General features: G+C 38.3%; 15 protein-coding genes. 5 read left to right on the top strand and 10 right to left on the bottom strand.

Annotation, left to right across the window (positions count from 1 at the left end; all coding sequences use genetic code 11):
• Window positions 1-223: 223 nt before the first annotated feature.
• The 3 genes from JBF11_RS08650 to JBF11_RS08640 are packed head-to-tail and all read left to right on the top strand — an operon-like array spanning window position 224 to window position 3,463.
• Window positions 224-1,483: a DNA cytosine methyltransferase gene (locus JBF11_RS08650; protein ID WP_334315078.1), complete on the top strand. Its 1,260-nt coding sequence runs from the start codon at window positions 224-226 to the stop codon at window positions 1,481-1,483.
• Window positions 1,484-1,494: 11 nt separating this feature from the next.
• A complete protein-coding gene (locus JBF11_RS08645; protein WP_334315077.1) occupies window positions 1,495-2,886 on the top strand; it encodes a hypothetical protein in 1,392 nt (463 codons plus the stop codon).
• On the top strand, window positions 2,876-3,463 hold the full coding sequence (locus JBF11_RS08640; protein WP_334315076.1) for a hypothetical protein: 588 nt from the start codon (window positions 2,876-2,878) through the stop codon (window positions 3,461-3,463). Before JBF11_RS08645 ends, JBF11_RS08640 begins: the two co-directional genes overlap by 11 nt.
• Before the next feature lie 636 nt (window positions 3,464-4,099).
• Here the strand turns inward: JBF11_RS08640 and JBF11_RS08635 are convergent.
• From JBF11_RS08635 to JBF11_RS08590, 10 genes are all read right to left on the bottom strand, one after another.
• Complete coding sequence (locus JBF11_RS08635) at window positions 4,100-4,759, bottom strand: DUF2290 domain-containing protein (protein WP_334315075.1); 660 nt, start codon at window positions 4,757-4,759, stop codon at window positions 4,100-4,102.
• 12 nt (window positions 4,760-4,771) lie between these two features.
• A complete protein-coding gene (locus JBF11_RS08630; RefSeq protein WP_334315074.1) occupies window positions 4,772-6,919 on the bottom strand; it encodes a DEAD/DEAH box helicase in 2,148 nt (715 codons plus the stop codon).
• 329 nt (window positions 6,920-7,248) lie between these two features.
• Window positions 7,249-8,358 (bottom strand): Fic family protein, encoded by a 1,110-nt coding sequence (locus JBF11_RS08625; protein ID WP_334315073.1) that lies wholly within the window; start codon window positions 8,356-8,358, stop codon window positions 7,249-7,251.
• 91 nt (window positions 8,359-8,449) lie between these two features.
• Complete coding sequence (locus JBF11_RS08620) at window positions 8,450-9,646, bottom strand: hypothetical protein (protein ID WP_334315072.1); 1,197 nt, start codon at window positions 9,644-9,646, stop codon at window positions 8,450-8,452.
• Window positions 9,619-10,119, bottom strand: a complete 501-nt coding sequence (locus JBF11_RS08615; protein ID WP_334315071.1) for a relaxase/mobilization nuclease domain-containing protein — start codon at window positions 10,117-10,119, stop codon at window positions 9,619-9,621. Before JBF11_RS08615 ends, JBF11_RS08620 begins: the two co-directional genes overlap by 28 nt.
• A gap of 1 nt (window position 10,120) precedes the next feature.
• Window positions 10,121-10,468 (bottom strand): plasmid mobilization protein, encoded by a 348-nt coding sequence (locus tag JBF11_RS08610; protein WP_334315070.1) that lies wholly within the window; start codon window positions 10,466-10,468, stop codon window positions 10,121-10,123.
• A 277-nt stretch (window positions 10,469-10,745) separates the two neighbouring features.
• Window positions 10,746-11,777 carry a YfjI family protein gene (locus JBF11_RS08605; RefSeq protein WP_334315069.1) on the bottom strand — a complete coding sequence of 344 codons (1,032 nt, stop codon included), beginning with the start codon at window positions 11,775-11,777 and terminating at the stop codon, window positions 10,746-10,748.
• 3 nt (window positions 11,778-11,780) lie between these two features.
• Window positions 11,781-12,926 (bottom strand): DUF6371 domain-containing protein, encoded by a 1,146-nt coding sequence (locus JBF11_RS08600; protein ID WP_334315068.1) that lies wholly within the window; start codon window positions 12,924-12,926, stop codon window positions 11,781-11,783.
• Window positions 12,927-13,280: 354 nt separating this feature from the next.
• Complete coding sequence (locus tag JBF11_RS08595) at window positions 13,281-13,982, bottom strand: hypothetical protein (protein ID WP_334315067.1); 702 nt, start codon at window positions 13,980-13,982, stop codon at window positions 13,281-13,283.
• Between the two features lie 3 nt (window positions 13,983-13,985).
• Window positions 13,986-15,098, bottom strand: a complete 1,113-nt coding sequence (locus tag JBF11_RS08590) for a tyrosine-type recombinase/integrase (RefSeq protein WP_334315066.1) — start codon at window positions 15,096-15,098, stop codon at window positions 13,986-13,988.
• A 556-nt stretch (window positions 15,099-15,654) separates the two neighbouring features.
• On the opposite strand from JBF11_RS08590, the gene JBF11_RS08585 reads away from it, so the two are divergent.
• Together JBF11_RS08585 and JBF11_RS08580 are read left to right on the top strand one after the other, a co-directional pair.
• On the top strand, window positions 15,655-15,900 hold the full coding sequence (locus JBF11_RS08585) for an ATP-binding protein (RefSeq protein ID WP_334315065.1): 246 nt from the start codon (window positions 15,655-15,657) through the stop codon (window positions 15,898-15,900).
• Window positions 15,890-17,578, top strand: a complete 1,689-nt coding sequence (locus JBF11_RS08580; protein WP_334315064.1) for an FAD-dependent oxidoreductase — start codon at window positions 15,890-15,892, stop codon at window positions 17,576-17,578. The genes JBF11_RS08585 and JBF11_RS08580 overlap by 11 nt, the downstream gene beginning before the upstream one ends.
• The last annotated feature ends 73 nt before the right edge of the window (window positions 17,579-17,651 follow it).

Genomic DNA, 17,651 nt, shown 5'->3' with positions numbered 1-17,651 from the left:
ATTCGTTTGTTCTAAACTTGATGTTCTAACCGTAATATATGAATTCATGAATACTATAAAATAATTTAATTAATTATAGAGAAATATTTATTAGTATTGCGTATATTGTTATTGTGTCCATAAAAGTCCATTAATGTCCTATATTTTCCCTTATTTTATTGACATCGGAAGATTCGTATATTAAAATATAAAATAACGAAGAATAGAGTGGGGAAATTAACTTATGGATACGAAACTGTTAACTGTTTCTCAAACAGCTCAATATTTACAGCTTTCTGAAAAAACTATACGCCGTATGATTGGAAATGGTAGTTTACCTGCGTCAAAACTTGGTAACCGTACTTGGCGGATTCGTGCATGTGACATTGACGAATATGTGTCTAATTCTTGTCAAAAGCCCCCTATATACAATAAACAACCTTTCCCAGAATTAGAACTAAATCCTCCGAAAAATCCTCGTCTAATTTCTCTATTTTCAGGTTGCGGTGGTATGGATTTAGGTTTTAAAAAAGCAGGATTTGACATTGTATTTGCAAATGATTTTGACGCTGATGCACAAGCAATTTATTCACTGAATATAGGTTATATAGATAAACGTGATATACTATCGATTGGAGAAGATGAAATTCCAGATGGTGATATTTTAACTGCTGGTTTTCCATGTCAGCCTTTTTCTAATGCTGGTAACCGGAAAGGTGTTCATGATTCTCGGGGCATGTTGTACAAAGAATGTTTGCGCATAATTCAAAAAAAGAAGCCCAAAGTAATTATCTTTGAAAATGTAAAAGGGTTGCTCTCGACTAAATATGTTGATGGACGCAATTTGGCAGAAGTTATTGTAGAAGATTTATCCAATATGAACGGTATAGGGTATAATGTTGTTTATCAGCTTGTAAATGCATCAGATTATGGAGTTCCCCAAAATAGGCAAAGAGTTTTATTTGTAGGTATCCGAAAAGATTTAGGCATTACATTTCAGTTTCCCAAAAAACAAACGAAAGAAAAACTGGCGTTACGTAATATTTTAGATATTCCATCGAAAGTAGCTAACAATGTGGATTGGACACTCTCACCGCAGGCATTGGACATGGTTAGATTTATTCCTGAAGGAGGTTCATGGAAGGATGTTCCGTATGAACATTTAGCTCCTCGCTTTCAAAAAATTCGAGATAACATGAAAAAATACCATTCACCCAACTTTTACCGGCGTTTTTCAAGGGATGAAATCTGTGGAACTATGACGGCATCTGCTCAACCAGAGAACTGCGGCATTATACATCCTACTGAAAATAGAAGATTTACAGTACGAGAAGTTGCTCGTATCCAGACTTTTCCTGATGATTTTAACTTTTTAACAGATACAGCACGAAATATTACCGCAATGTATAAAGTTATAGGAAATGCGGTGCCTGTTATGCTGGCATATAATATTGCTTCTACAATAATGGAGCAAGTATTTAAGAAAGCCATAAATAAAATGTAAGGAACAAGAAAATGAATACAGATAAAGCATACCTATTAGGATTAATCATAGGTGGGGGAATATTCGGAAATGCCGAAGATATTTTTAGTATTCGTTTGCCATATAAAAAATGGGGGTCATACCTTGAAAATCCACAGCGTGCTGGAGATATTGCTGGAGATATTTTACGCAAAGTGGGGCAAATGTTTCGAGCAGTTTATGACCTTTCAGTGCAATATGAAACAACTCCTGGAGGTACTTGGACTATTCTTTGCGAAGGTGATACAACAGCGGTAAAAAATGATCTTACACATTATGGCATTACATGTGAAGGAGAACTTCGAGGAAACGCTAATATTGGTCAAGTGATATTAGAATTAGTTGATGATAATCTTAAGCGCCGCTTTATTGCAGGGTTGGCAGATACAATCGGAAGCATGGCAAAATCTCAACGTCGTTTTACTGATGAACACCAAATTATTTCTTTTGAAATTAAAGGCTACAACTTTAATTTTGTTTGTGATTTATGTCGGCTGTTATATAGCATAAATTGTATTCCTGACCAAGTGAACTGGAATCATCCCAATATCCATTGCACGAGTGATTCATACTATACCCAATGGAATAAGGGCTTTAAACTGCGAATTTTATTGGATCAATATGCTCAGTTCGGAGCATTTGCGTTTAGAACCAAAGCAGAAACATCAAATGAAAATCGTAGATTACAGAGAAAAACTCATATTGCGGAAAAATGTGAGATGAGGGATATGCACTTCACTTCATCAACAGTGCATCCAGCTGAAAATGATGCTCGTTTGCCAGAAGTCATTAGAGGGGGACATTACATTCATTTCAGACATTTTTGTACGGTAATGGGCTGCGAACACGCCCCATACTGTAAAATTAGAGAGCAGTTTAAGTATATTGGAGAATTGATTAATCCATTTCCAATTTTACATAAGGATAACTACATTCAGATTGAGGAGCTTATTCAAGCAGATCCTCTGTTATCAAAACGAAAGTACACTTCTTTTAATATAAATATTAGAACCTTAATAGATCAGTATAAGAAAGATAAGACTGCTTTGTTGTATGGCATGACTGCCAATACTGGTTATCCAATAGCTGAAATTCTTCAAGCGATAGCTTATGTCATTGCAAACAATGATGAACTTTCTGGCAAGCGTCCAAAGGGGTATCTGCAAATTGTTGAACGCCATTCACAAAATGATGTAAATTCATTAGTTGAAATAAGAAAGCCTGATCTACTCACACCGTTGGTTATTGTGGGGAATGGCCGTGGAGCTTTAATTGGAGCTCGAAATCCTAATGTTTACAAACGATTAGTAACAAATTCACCAGACAATGAATACAAATTACTTGTTCGCCAAATTACCGAGGAGGACTTACGAAATGCCCGGTAAACGTAATAGAAACGAAGTTTCATATTATCCAGAAATTCAAACTTTTATTGAGGTACAGCTTAAAAGTAATTTCAGAACAAAACGCCATAAAGAGCTTAATGTCTTTTGGGGGATTGGAGAATTAAAAACTAATCTTTTAAAAATTATTTCTGAACATCCAGATATATGTACCTGCGTTCAAAATTTTGCAAATCGAGTTCCTCCACTAAATCTTGATATTTTTGCTTTAATTACTGATGAAACGCAATTTGAAATTTTAATTCTAGAAATTAAACTAATGAATAGTGCAGGGCTAAAAGAATGGTCGCAACTTGTTGGATACTGCTTAGTTTCAGGAGCAAAATATGGGCTTCTGGTCAATATTGATAATGGGGCAAGTCCACGATTAGCTCATATTCTTTCTACAGAAGCACATATTTCTAATATTCAAACCATTGTCAATGGTAAGCATCAAGAACATTGTCTCGGTTTTATGCAGTGGGATAGTTTAACACAGAACTTTGAATATAGTAATTTGGGTCTAATCAGGTCGTTATCTGAACTAAGCAATCATTTAGCAGATGAATTCTCAACTTAAAAATATAAAAATAATATCCAAAGCAAAAGCAATCAACCATAAAAAGTTGATCGCTTTTATTTTATCCATTATTTCAAAAAAAGCTAAAAACTATGTTAAGAGCTGTCTCTAAATAACATCTGAACATATTTTTAATATATATTTAACTTTATTTATGAGCAGACATGATATTTCTGATAAAAAATGGGCTGTAATAGATCCTATGCTAGCAAAAATAACAGCGAAACAAGAGGCCACAAACGCAAGGATAACCGATTATTATTCAATGGTATCCTATGGATATTAAAAACCGGTGCATCTTGTGGGAGTTACCGTCTGAATTTGATTCTTGGAAAACAGTTCATAAACGTTTTCTTCAATGGCAAAACTGGAAATTTGGGATGATATCCTGAAAATGCTCTCCATAAATACTGACTGTGAAGCAATTATCATTGACGTGTCATTTATCAAATTGCATCAACATGAGTATGGTGAAAAAAGAGGGCACTTCAAACAATCTATTGGACAAAACAAGAGACATCCCCTAGGATATCTCATATTTAATATAAATAAACAGGCTTAACATTAACGTCTAGGCCTGTTTATTTCCATCTTATTTAAAATAAAAAAATTCTTTTCTATATATTCTGCCGTATTTTATATAGCTGTACAAATATGGATCAATTCTTGTTCTGCAGAAACAATACTTTTAGAAAATTTTTCTGAAAAACAGGTAAGATTACAATAAATAAATTGAGTATAATAAAAATTTCGTATAATAAAAGAAATAAATTGATAAGGAGAAAGAGCTGAAGAAACGGGTATTCGACAATTTTTATATTGTCCCAATGTTAAATGTGACTTAGGATGTTCTACTGGTATAAATGACTCACTAGAATCAAAATCAAATCTTAATGGAACAATAACTGTTCTTTTATCATAAATTTCTAGATACAATTCATCTTCCATATAAAGTTCAGGCTCATTTTGAAAATGTTCTAAATTAGGTGCAGGGAAAAAAGATAAACGATGTGTAACAACTTGATTATCTTGAAATCTATATAATAAAGAAATCAAAGCCCCATCTATCATTTTTAAATTATAATTTTTTGTCTTATAAAGTTCATTATACATTTCACTATAAGAAATGTTTTTTAAACAAATTGAATTATCTTGACTAGTATTAATCCCTATTGATGATTCACCTCTTTTATCACCTTTTTTTGATGGATAATTTTGATCATCACATAATCCAGCTTCAATTATATCTGATGTTAGCTTTAGAATTTGTTTATATACCTCATCAATACCTAACATAAACCTATCCCTTTATCTATTTAAAAGTTGCCATAATCGTTCTAATTGCTCTGCATCAAAATCCTCTGGCAGTAATGTCTTATCTTCCAATCCTTTAATCAATTTATCAATATCATTTTGACTTTTTTCTATTTTTTCTCTTTCAGCATCTGTCATATCACGATTAATAATATTTATGCGTTCTAGCTCTAATCTCGTAGGATAGTCAAACTCTAACTTATAATCATGATCCTTTACTCGTTTATATTCAGAAATTAATCCCTTCATACTATCACCAACACCTAACACTCTGACCCATGCCTTACTGCGAGTTATTGCAGTAAATAATTGATTACGAATTTTAGCTAAACCATAATGTGAATCAAAACAATGTTCAGCATTTATAATATAAACCATTGCAGCCTCATTTCCTTTAGCTCGATAAATTCCAGTAAAAGCAATTGAATCTCGGTTTTCAGTAAAAAAAACATCAGGAGCTGTATCTACTCCTGCTGTATGCGTTTGAATCTCTGACTGAAATAAAAGAGAACGAATAGGTGCAACAGCTTGTTTGGTTGTTAATGGATCAGGATTAATGACAATTATATCATCAGGCCGTAATTCATCCTCTTTTAAATTCTTTTTAATTTCTCTCACAACCCATTCATTCTGTTCTTCTTTAGAATCAAAACTTTTAAATACTATCAAATCATCAATAGAAGAATGCTCTTCTAAAAATTCAGGGCTGCTTTGCTTAGTCCGTGCTAAAATAACATGATTACCATCAGATAATTCCCCATTCTCTACCCTATAACCAACATCCTCCCACAAACTACTTTGCTCAAACATTTGCACAAGTCCTATTTGCCCCTTATTCGTAGGCTGACGATAAATTCCAAACCCCAGAGCATGAGCTGTTACCAAAACTGGACGCGAATTTCGATAACATTTTTCCAAAATAATATCTTGCTGAGGTTGCCCTTTTTCAGATATTTTAAATTTGACCCTTGGAGTACCATCCTTTAATCTTCCAAAAATTTCTTCAGGTGATGGCAATGATTGCAAACGTAAATTTTGAAGTTCATCATATGCATAAACAAGTCTTTTAGGCTCTTTAAGCATTTCATAACAAAGCCGTAAAAAAGCAGGAGAAAAATCTTGAGCTTCATCAACAAGAATAACATCATATTCTTCAATATTCTTTTTCATATTACCCAAAGCTTCCTCACAAACTCTCCCAAAAGGATCGTTGGCACCAAACTTTCTACGTGCACCCATAAAATCATAGTATTCTATATTATTTTTTAAACAAAAATTATAATAAATTCCGTTTTTTTCTCCACCGCCAGGAGCTCCCCAGGCATGAATAATTTGAAGATTATCCCAATCTGGCTCATCGTTCGTTTGTTCTATATAAAAGGTATTTATTAATTGACGAAACTGCCCCTTTAAAGAACGCGTATTAAATGTAACAGCAATTTTCCATTCTGGATGTTGAGCATGTAAATAGGCTGCTTTTAAAGCTAGAACAATAGTTTTACCTGATCCAGCTAATCCTCGTATTCGCTGAACTCCTTCCACTGTTTCTATAACAGCCCGACTTTGTTGATTATCCAAATTAGCAATAGAATCTTCTAAGCTTCTTAATTTTGCTCCTTTAGATGAAACTTTATTAACCTCTCTCCGTTTTTTTCCTTTTCGAATTGTTGAAATCGCCTGTAAAACTGAAACAAGTTTTTCATAATAAATATTATCATTCCATTGAAAATTTTTAATACAATTTTCAAGTTCACTATTATTTATACAAAAAGGATAGTCTTCATCATTATAGGAGTTTTTTGATAAAGCAGGTGCATATGTAATAACATTTATCTCAACACAAAGCTTTCTTTTTTGCATTAATTCTTTATGTCCTTTCAGCTTTGCTTCCATTTTATTAACATAATCATCTTGTATTTCCTGATAATCATCTACTGCTTTTCCTTCTACAAGACTAAAAATAACTAATCCATGATTTGGTGACACCCATAAACAATCAATTGGAAATGCTCCTTCTACAGTACCAATAATTGGATATCCAATATAAAGATATCCTTCAAGCTCAGAATGTTGCTGAAAAAAATTTTTTAACTCTTCACTAGAAACTGGCTTATTTGTTGTTCCTGTAATTATTGTTACCATATCCGAATCCTTTTATTTAATAATTTTTATCTATTTCTCAATATCTACTTGTATTATAAAGCAAAATTTTTAAACAAACACCATTTTCATCTTTTTATTTTTTATAACTTTCCACAACTATATTCTATTAACTTATTTACTTTCATATTTAATTTATAATGGTTCAATATTATTTTTGCAAGATTTTAATACATTATATCCTAATTTACCTTATATTACTCCTTTTCATATTTAATAACAAACTAATAGACAAGAATTTCAACTCTTATATACATTAATCATTTGTTAACAACAAATTAATATAAAAAATACAATCTCTTTAATATAATCTACCCCACAACCGTATACGCCGTGCTTCTGCCGCCTTTGGAGAGGGGGGACAGGATGTTTTTAGCCAAAAGGTCTTCTATATCGCGGAATGCGGTTGCACGGGAGCATTTTGTCATGCCGCAGTATTTTTGCGTTGTCAGTCCACCTTCAAAGCCGTCCTTGCCTGCGTCCAAAAGGCGGTTAATGACTTTTCGCTGTCTTTCGTTTAAATCCGTATCCCTGTGCTTTTTCCAAAACTCCGCCTTTGCCAAGATATTTTCAATAATAAGGCAGGCGGAAGTAATTGAACGCTCCAGACAGCCGATAAACCACACAAGCCACTCGGTGCAGTCCCCGTCCCCTTTCTGCGTCTTTTCCAAAATATCATAATAGGCATTGCGTTCTCTCATAATCTGGGCTGAAACGCTGTAAAAACGCTTTGCCATGTCCTCGTCCTGTGCCAAGGCAATATCGGAAAGAACACGGGCAAGTCTGCCGTTGCCGTCCTCAAAGGGGTGTACGGTCACAAAATACAAATGGGCAAAAGCCGTGCGGATTATGCCGTCCATTGTGTCCTGCGTATTCTTCCACCACGCAAAAAAGCCCTGCATTTCTTCTTCCACGTTTTCGGGCAGCGGTGCTTCAAAATGGACTTTTTGCCTGCCGAAAGCTCCCGAAACAACCTGCATTTTAGTTTTTCGCCAAGTGCCAGCTTCAATGGTTCTGAAATCTGACATGCCGCTTGGAAAAAGCAGGCTGTGCCAGCGAAACAAGCAGAGTTTATCAAGCGGCTGTGAATAATTGTGCACAGCTTCAAGCAAAACAGTAACAAGCCCATGCGTTTCGCGTGTTGCATCCCGAAGTCCCGCCTGCTCTATGCCCAAATGATTGGCAATGGAAGAACGCACACCCTCCCTGTCCAGTACAATGCCTTCAATGGCTGATGTCTGCACGGCTTCTTCTTCCAAAATTTTCGCATAGGTGTTGAGCTCGTCCGTAAAGCCAAGTTCATGGATTTGCCGCAAAAAATAGCCCTGTTTCTTCCTAAAGCGTGACAAAACCGGCAAAACAACTTCCGCATCATAGGAAAACGCTGTCCAGTTTTCATGCTGCCAAACATATTGAGGCATTTAACAACTCCTTTCGCTTCACTTTATGAAGCGAATATAGCAAAGTATCGCTTCATATGCAAGTCTTTAAATGCTAACTGTGTGGAATACATTATCTTCTACGTCCTCTTACCTTTTCAAGAGTGCCTGAAAGGACATGAGCAAGGGATTTAAGCTCTTGTATACAGAACTTAATTCCTGCAAGATTTCGGCGTATTGGATCAAGGCTGACTGTAAATCCCGATTTTCTGCCATAAGCCGTGCTGTCTGCTCCGTCAAAATTTGCAGTTTCTGCTCCTGTTCGCTGAGCCTTGCCTCCTGATTGGCCTGCGTCTGTAGAATTTCCTTTTGCAGGGCAAGCAGTGTTTCTTTGAGCGTGCGTTCTATCTCGGTCATCTGCTTTCTCCTTGATTGACAGAATGGTCTGTGAATTTGAAATATGTTGAAATACATTGCAATAATTTGCAGTATCTTGAAAATTCTTGACATTTCTTGAAATATCTTGACATACGCTTAATCCTTGCTGATTTTCCAGACATTCTGTTTTCCCTTTGTCCCGTATAAAGTTATCTGCCAGTTCTGCGGTGTCAGCAGATAATTTTCCCCCTGATAGGGGTATGACTCCAGTCCCTTGAACCTGTTCCAAATTTTCTGGTATTCTGCTTCCGTTTTCTCTGTCTGCTCTTTCAAATTCTGCAACTCTGTTTTCAGGAATTTGATTTGGAAGTGGGCAAAACTTATTATTCCTGCTATCGTCAGGCTCGTTATCAGGATTATTGCTATGCTCCATAAAAGGGCTTTGCGGTATTGGCTGCTGAAAAGGCTTTGAATACTCTGACAATCCGTTTTGATAGTGTGTTCCAAATTCAACAGGTTGCTGTGGATAGCGTTTTCTGTTGTATTCAATGCGTCTTTGGATAACCTGCTCAAGTTCTCCTGCAAGCTTTGAAAGTTCTGTTTGAGTATCGCTTCTGTTTCTTGCTGTTCCTGTTCTGCTTTGATTTTGATTTTCTCGGTCAGTGAGGTCAAATTGTTCTGCATACATCGCTCCTTTTAAACGTAATTTTTCTTTGCTTGCTGGGTCAATAACAGTGATATAATCCTTGCCCTGTCTGTTTATTTGCAAGCCAATATCTTGTAATATTTGTATAATATCTGCTCTGTTTTTTATATTTCCACATTCAATTTGCTGAATGAGATACGTATGCAAGGCTTCTTTTGCTTGCTCCCGTTCTTCTTTCTTTAGTGGAGTTTTACCCCAGCGGATAAGCCTTGCATTCTTTAGGTCAGCCTGTTCAGGCAGATACAATCTTGCCCGATTTGGGTCATCGGGTCTTGCCCAATTTTCTTTGAGATTGAAATAATCACGCAGGACATCAAAAGATTTCTGCCAGCCAGGGGGACAGGGATTATATGCCTTGCCCCTATAAATTCTACTCGTGGAATAACAAAATGCAGTTCATGATGCTTGGCGTGGCTGTGGTGTACCCATAAAATATTGCGTTGGTCTTGCTCCAAGCCTGCAAAAGCCAAATTTTCAAAAGCGTCCATGATTTCCTGCTCTTTTTCAGGACTGACCGCATCATCAGGATGCCAGGACAAAACTCCAGCTGTAAACTTCCATTGCGTAGAAAGGCTGTCTATAATTTGTTGCGTTTTATCGACATCACCACGCAGTACAACAGGTGGATTTTCTTTTCTGTTGGGGTAATCAAGGCGGACAAGATACTGCGTTGGGCTTCTGCCGTTTCCTTTGCCGTGAGGAAAAACTTTGATATACATATCATTCCTCCTGTCTGTGCAGAGCGTGCAGTTCCTTTTCAAAATCAGCAAGGGCAAGCACAACTTCCAAGGCTTCTGTCTTGGACTTATACGTATTTGCCCACTTTGCAAGCTGATTGAGATTTGCGCCTATACGGGCAAGCTGAAATAAATATTCTTTGGATAGTGGGTGCTGACGCTGTCTGTAATTCAATGTCCGCACGCGAATAAAATCTGTCAGGCTCATGCCTTGCAACGCCGCTTTCTGCACAAGCAAAAGTTTTTCCTGCGGAGTAACCCTGATTTTTATCCATGAAGTTTTTAAAGTTTTTTCGCCTGTCATATTATTTGGAGTTTTATTTTTTATCATAATGCCTTTCCATTAAATGGGGGTTTGAAGGGGGCTTTGCCCACTCACCAGCCTGTTGTGGTGCGTGCCAACGTGTACCCACAACGGGTAGGCTGGCTCTTATGGGTAATAGTTTTGGAGCAAGGTAAAAAATTATCCGATGAAACTACTGTTTCACTGTCAACGCAGTTCAAATTTTGAACCGAAACTTTGCACATTTTCTGCTGAAAAATATCGCTGACAAAAACAAAAGCGGAAAAAGAAAAAAGAGAATTAAGCGAAAAAAGCCAAAGAAGTTTTACGCTTTTTTCTCTTTTTTAGCTTTTTTCTCATAGAGAGAATTTAACCGTAAAATTATGCGGGGACGTCCTGCGGTTTTCTGCCGTTCAACAGAAATTTTTTGACGGGCTTCAAGCTGTTCCAAAATCGGCTGTAAGCGTTCTTTGGATAAATGACCGTTAAAAATTTTGCTCAGCTCCGTGGCACTTAACGGTCCTTTGGACAATGCTTCAAGAATTTTCTGTTCATACCCGTTTTTTTCTTTATTGCGGAAAATATACAGCGCAGATTCTTGGGCATAATTCCACATGGCAAGCGCAGACTGCAAATGATTTTTATCAATATAGCCTTTGCCGTCCAGCAACGCATACACAAGGGCAAGCCGCAAAGTTTGTGCTTCTGCCCTATTAATTACGCTTCCCGCAAGCCCTGCGTGCTCTTTGGAAAGCTCGTAATACACCTCTTTCCACAACGAAAGACAAGCATTGGTCATTTCCATAGTGCCGCGCTTTTGGGCAAGGGCAACAAGCTGCCATAAGCGTTTCTGCAGTTTGCTGATTTTTTCTTCAGGCATTCTTTCGGGCAAAGGAACAAGCTTGGAACGCCTTGCGCAAATCCACAAAAAACGGCTGGCAAATCCATTATATGCCTGCAGGCCGTTCAAATAATACGAAAGCTCCTGTATGGTGATATGACTGACAATATTGATATGCGCACCCTTTATTTTAAAAGAATTGTTTTTAGTCAAAGCCTCGTATTCATCAGAATCCCAAAACGTGCGAAGTCCCATGGAAAGCGTATTGCCTTCCCGTTTCGTGCACATAAGCCCGCTGGCAAATTCTTCATCCAAAATAATAAGGCGTTTATCCTTATTGTCCCGAACGGCTTCACCTTGCTGTATGAGCCGTTCCCGTTCCTGCTCCGTAAGGTCGCGCACATGATAGGCAAGACCTTCACCCGTTGACAAAGGGCCGCTACTTTCTTTGGCAGGCAAAGGAAGAAACTGTAATTCTTCTTTTGTGCAATATTCCCTGCCAAAAAGCTTAAGCACAGGCTATTTTGACGTTCCTTTGCGGGCTTTGCTGGAATTTCCGCAGATAACGGCAAAAAGCTTCGGCGGGTGCAGCTTTTCGCTGATATAAAAATGCGGGCCTTTTTGCGGGGCAAAACCGTACACTTCCGCACAAAAACGAACTAAAGCGGTTATGCATACTGCCGCAGGGTCTGCTTCACTGTTTTCCGTTGCAAGGTGAACAAAGTCCCCTAAAAAACCGGGACACGCCTCAAAACTGAATTTAGGCCATTCCCGTATGTCAAAATCTTCCGTTTCCTGCATTTCCGTTACTTCATACTTTTTAGCCAAAGCAGGATAACGCAAAAATGCCGCATGAGAAAATTCCTGAAAAGAAACCGCATCTGCAAGAAGTTTCCGCACCTCCATATTTTCAGGCAGTTCATCTGCCAAGTCCCATTTATCGGGAAGCACGGCAGGAGGAAGAACAAATTTTATCGCCGAATAATCCTGCAAAACCTTGGCAAGTTCAAAACAAGCTTTAAAACCAGGTTCATCATTGTCAGGCCATACAATAAGTTCTTGATTATACACAGGAGAAAAATTCGTTTTTGAAACTGCGCCGCTTCCTCCGCTCCATGTCAAAACAGCATAATCCGGCAAAAGCTCCTGTGCTTTATCGGCTGTTTTTTCGCCTTCCACCAATAAAACCTTTCTATCTTGTTTTAAGTTTTGCAGTCCATACAAAGGACGCTGTTTGTAAAGTGCCTTCCAGTACCATTTTGGGTTGCCCTGCAAGGTCTTAGCATAAATCTGCGGAAGAATAAATTTACCTTTGTCTGTTTCAAAGCGGGAAACACACATTAAAAGCTGATTCTCCATATCCTTATAAAACCACTGCTTTTGGGCATATCCATATTGCGGGTGGGATTTATAGGGCCGCGGTGCATTTAACAGCACGGGAACAATCGGTATCAGTTCTTCGTCATACTGTTTTACAGAACCTGACTCAAAAATTTCTTCTCTGCCGTATTTCCTTGCCAATTCTTTGGCTGATTCATAAAATGAACAGCCCCATACTTTACCTGCCAAATCAATAATATTTGCCCAAGTCTGCCCTGTGGCAAAATCACTGCCAAGTCCTGTTTCTATATTGGTTTTACAGGAATTGCCTTCCCCGCCCTGCAAGGGGAAGCACAGGTATATTCCTTTCCGACAACTTTACCGCCCGGCAGAAGCTTCTGCAAAATATTTACAAGATAAGGCCTGCAGCATTCCAATGAACAGAATTTTTATTTTTCAAATCTTGATACGTCCGCAAAAGAACAAAATAAAACGGTGAATGTTCCATTATTCTTTTTTCTTCAGGAGAATTTTCAGACTGCAATTTCTCAATAACAGCTTGTAATTCAATTTTCTCTTTTTCAAGCTGAACTTTCTGATTTTTATACTCATTCTTATATGACAGCTCTTCTTGAATTGCTTTGTTTTTTAACTCAATAACTGTCAGCAGCTCTTTCTCTTTTTTCTCATATTCCTCTTTTAATCTGACAAATTCTTTGTTATAATCATTACAAATTTTATAAATTTTTGATTAAATTTATTGGTATTTTCTTCCAGAGCTTTCTGCAATATTTCCTTTTTATAATTTTTCAAAATATCATTATAAGATATAAAATCATTATATTCAAAACATAAAACATTTTTCCCTATATATTGCTCTAACTTTCCTCTATTTAAATATGTTCTGTCCATTGCATAATAAACAAATTTCGCATAACAATTTTCCCGTATACTGTTCTTTTTATCAAACGGTTCATCAACAACATAAACTTTTATTTTATTCTTTAATATAAAATCAATAGCATCTTTCGTAGTTAATATTTCTAACTTATCCATTGCAGACACAAAAGAAATAACTTTTTCTAATTTTTGCTTTTTAGGTAAAAAAAGGGTTAGTATTTTATTTTGAATAAAAATAAGCAGTATAAATGCTGTAAATGATATCATTATGATATTTGGAATAATAATTATCATTCCTAAATTCGTACTTTGATTTAATAATGAACATTGAGTTTCATTGATATAATCATTTTCCAACAGCCAATTAAAATACTCTCCAAACCTATCAGCATAATAGTAAGTCATTCCTAAAATAATGCCGAAAAATACAAGATAACTCAAAACATAAGAAACTGCCACATTTCCTTTACCATTTTGAAGCCAATTTATTTTTCTTACCATAAATTATTCCTTTTCTTTTGTGGTAAAAAGATTAGTCGTCAAATTTGAAGCTCGCTTTAATGCCTCATCGTGCAAATGGGCATAACGCTGGGTCATAAGCGGGCTTGAATGTGTCAAAAGCTTTTGCAGTTCATACATGGAAACCTGTCCCGAATTGGCAAGCCAAGACGCAAAAGAATGACGCAAGCCATGCAGAGGACGAAAACTTTCGGGAAGCCCTGCTTTTTCCTTTACCCGTTTTAACACGGCAGTTATATTAACCCTTGGCTTATCATCGTCACGGCCCGGAAAAACATAAGGACTTGTCGTTTTCGGCACAGAAAGCAAAATGGCTTTTGCCTGTTCGTTCATGGGAATATATTCCGTCTTTTTCTTTTTTGCCACATCACCGCGCAGCATAATACTGTTCCGCTCAAAATCAAGGTCTGTCCACTGCAAATTCAGCAGGGCACTTCTTCGCATACCTGTAAACAGTGCAAGACGGATAAGGGATGCCATGACAATATCTTCTTCCTCGTCAAGAACCTGCAAAAGCTTAGCAACCTGTTTCGCCGTTAGATTTTCGGTTACTTTGTTGTCAACAGCGGGCATATCAAAATGCAAGGTCGCAGGAACAGACTCAATATATCCGTTTTTCAAGGCATAATTGACAAGCCGCTTAATAAGCGTCAGCACGTGTTTCACGGTTTGCGGGGATTTCCCCTCTTTTTCCATTTTTCGGCGGATTTTTTCTATATCCTGTGTCGTAAGTTCCGAAATGGCTTTTTTGCCGATAAGCGGGGCAATATGCAGACTAAATCGGATTCTGTCGTCTTTCAGACTTCTGTTTTCACGCTCTGATTCTTCAAACAGACTGAACAAACGGATAAAAGAATACGAACTTTTTTCTTTAAGCTTTTCCTGCCTGATACGTTCCCTTTTTTCATTATTGGTAGGGATAGACCCTTCAATGCGTAGCCCTCGTATGCTGGAAGCTTTTGCAGGCGTCATATTATCCTTAAATTGCCCGCCGACTTTTTCTTCAATCAATTTTCCATTTTTGCGGTATAAGTCTTTTTTTGTCGTTTCAGCACAAAAAAAAACTAAGCTGGTGGAATAAAAAATAGTTAGATACAAGCCTGTCCTCCTTTGGTATACATTTAATCCCCGCGCCATTTTTTATTGGTAACAGCTTCATATAATAAAAAGTCTGAACAACAAATCGTAAAAAAATTGTTATCAGATATAACGATACACTCCCGTTTTAAATACGCATTGAATAATAAAATCGTTAAAAGAGAATGTTGGTAGTATCAATAGTTGCCGCTTCAGTAAATCAGCCTATCCGTATTCCATGGGAAAAATAGAACAAGCCCTCGCAAAACATATACTATTTCAACAAATCATAGCTCTGCATATGATAATTATCGCTCAAATTCAGAATAAAATCACCAACAGCCTGTCATACCAATTAAAACAATAGATTGCACCCTTGAACATCCCTAAGACGTCCCTAATTCTCACCTATCCATCGGCGTTTCTCCCTGCCTGAAAACAGCCTGTTGAGCAGATCCAGGGCAGAGCTCGGCATATGGCTATAACTTCCGCATATCCCCCTATAAAAAAATACTATTTGTATTGAAATTTCACATTGTGATATTTTTCTTAAAAGAAATACCAAAGGAGGTTGAACATGCCACCACTAATAAACAATGAATTGTGTATTGTTTGTAAAAAATGTGCAGACATTTGTCCGCTTGACGTCATTAAATACCAAGATGGCGCCGTTGTTGTGCTCTATCCGGACGAATGCTGGCATTGCCGCGCATGTGTCATGGATTGCCCAAAACAAGCAATCAGCATGCGTTATCCGCTTTCCCATATGCTTCTGCACTATGATGCTCCCAAAACCATAAAAAGGTGCGACCATGAACATTAACATCGACGAACAAATTGTAAAAACCGATTTCCTTATCATTGGCGGCGGCATAAGCGGTCTTCAAGCCGGCATAACAGCCGCGGAACTTGGCTTGGATACCCTCATTCTGGAAAAAGCGGATACGCGGCGATCCGGCAACGGCTGTGGCGGCAATGACCACTTTTTATGTTACCTTCCCGAATACCATGGTGATAATTTTGAAGAAATTATGGCAGAGGTCAAAGAAACGCTGGTCGGCGGCAATCAAGACAACAATCTTTTCAGGCTCATGCTGGAACGTTCAGCCGATCTTATCCACAAATGGGAATCTTACGGAATCAACATGCGTCCAACCGGCACATGGAATTTTGAAGGTCATGCCATGCCGGGACGCCGCCGTTATCATCTGAAATATGACGGTTCCAACCAAAAAGCCTGTCTCACGAAAGCAGCCCAAAAAGCCGGTGCCAAAATCATGAACAAAATAGTGGTCAACGAAGTGCTGGTCAATGAAGCAGGTCACTTTGCAGGGGCTATCGGCATAGATATCCGCGAAGACGAACCAAGAATTATAATTTTCCAAGCCAAGACAGGATTGATTTGCGTGGGCGAGGCAATGCGCATGTACCCCGGCAACAATCCGGCATATCTGTTCAACACATCCCATTGCCCCGCCAATGCCGGCAGCGGTGCAGCCATGGCTCTTCGAGCCGGGGCGCGGCTGGTGAATTTGGATCTGCCAAGCCGGCATGCCGGACCCAAATATTTCACCCGTTCCGGCAAAGGAACTTGGATTGGCGCCCTTACGGATCTCAACGGCAAAATTGTCGGGCCATTTGTCAAGGACATTCATGTAAGCCGCGAACTTCCGGACCCGACAAGCGATGTCTGGAAAGACTGTTTCATAAAAATGATGGATTCAGGCAAAGGACCGGTATTCATGAACTGCACGGGTATCAGCGAAGATGATCTGGCACATATGCGTAACGCGCTGGTTTCAGAAGGATGCACCTCCATTAATGAATACCTCGACCAATACGGCATTGATTTGCGTAAAAGCATGATTGAATTCGGTCAATATGAACACATGTTTTATATGAATGGCATAGATGTGGACGAAAGCTCCATGACAACCATTCCCGGTTTATACGCTTCCGGCATGTCCGTGGGCAATGTGCGCGGCGACATTACGTCAGCCGCCGTATTCGGCGATTATGCCGCTGGAGCAGCTGCGAAACATGTGAAAAATGTACCGGAATACGATGTTCTGAACCTACAAAGCAAAATTCAGGAAAAAGTTGCCTTGTACCGCCAGCTCATGCGAAATGAAGCAGGGGCACATTGGAAAGAAGCCAACTCCACCTTGCAAAAAATCATGGATGAATATGTAGGCACAAGAATACGTTCGGCAACCCTGCTCACAGCAGGCAGAAAATATATCAATGACTTGCGCGGCTATGCAAAAAAAATGCTCAAAGCGGAAAATTCCCACGAGCTGATGCGTTGTCTGGAGGTGTTGGATTTACTGGATTTAGCGGAAGCCTGTGCCATTTCAGCTCTGGACAGACAGGAAAGCCGGGGCGCCTATCATAAACGAAGCGATTTCCCATTCACAAACCCTTTGCTCAACAATAAATTCCAGACAGTCACCCTTACCCCAGAGGGATTGCAAACAAAATTCCGCGAAAGAATACGCTGACCATGCTTTCGGCGGTTGCACCACCGACCGTCGAAATCTCTAATGTGATACTGCAAAAATTCGCCCAAAAGTC

The sequence above is a fragment of the Taurinivorans muris genome (genome assembly GCF_025232395.1).
Taxonomy (GTDB): domain Bacteria; phylum Desulfobacterota; class Desulfovibrionia; order Desulfovibrionales; family Desulfovibrionaceae; genus Taurinivorans; species Taurinivorans muris.
Note: the sequence above shows the minus strand (reverse complement) of the source record. Positions and strands in the feature narration are given on the sequence as shown.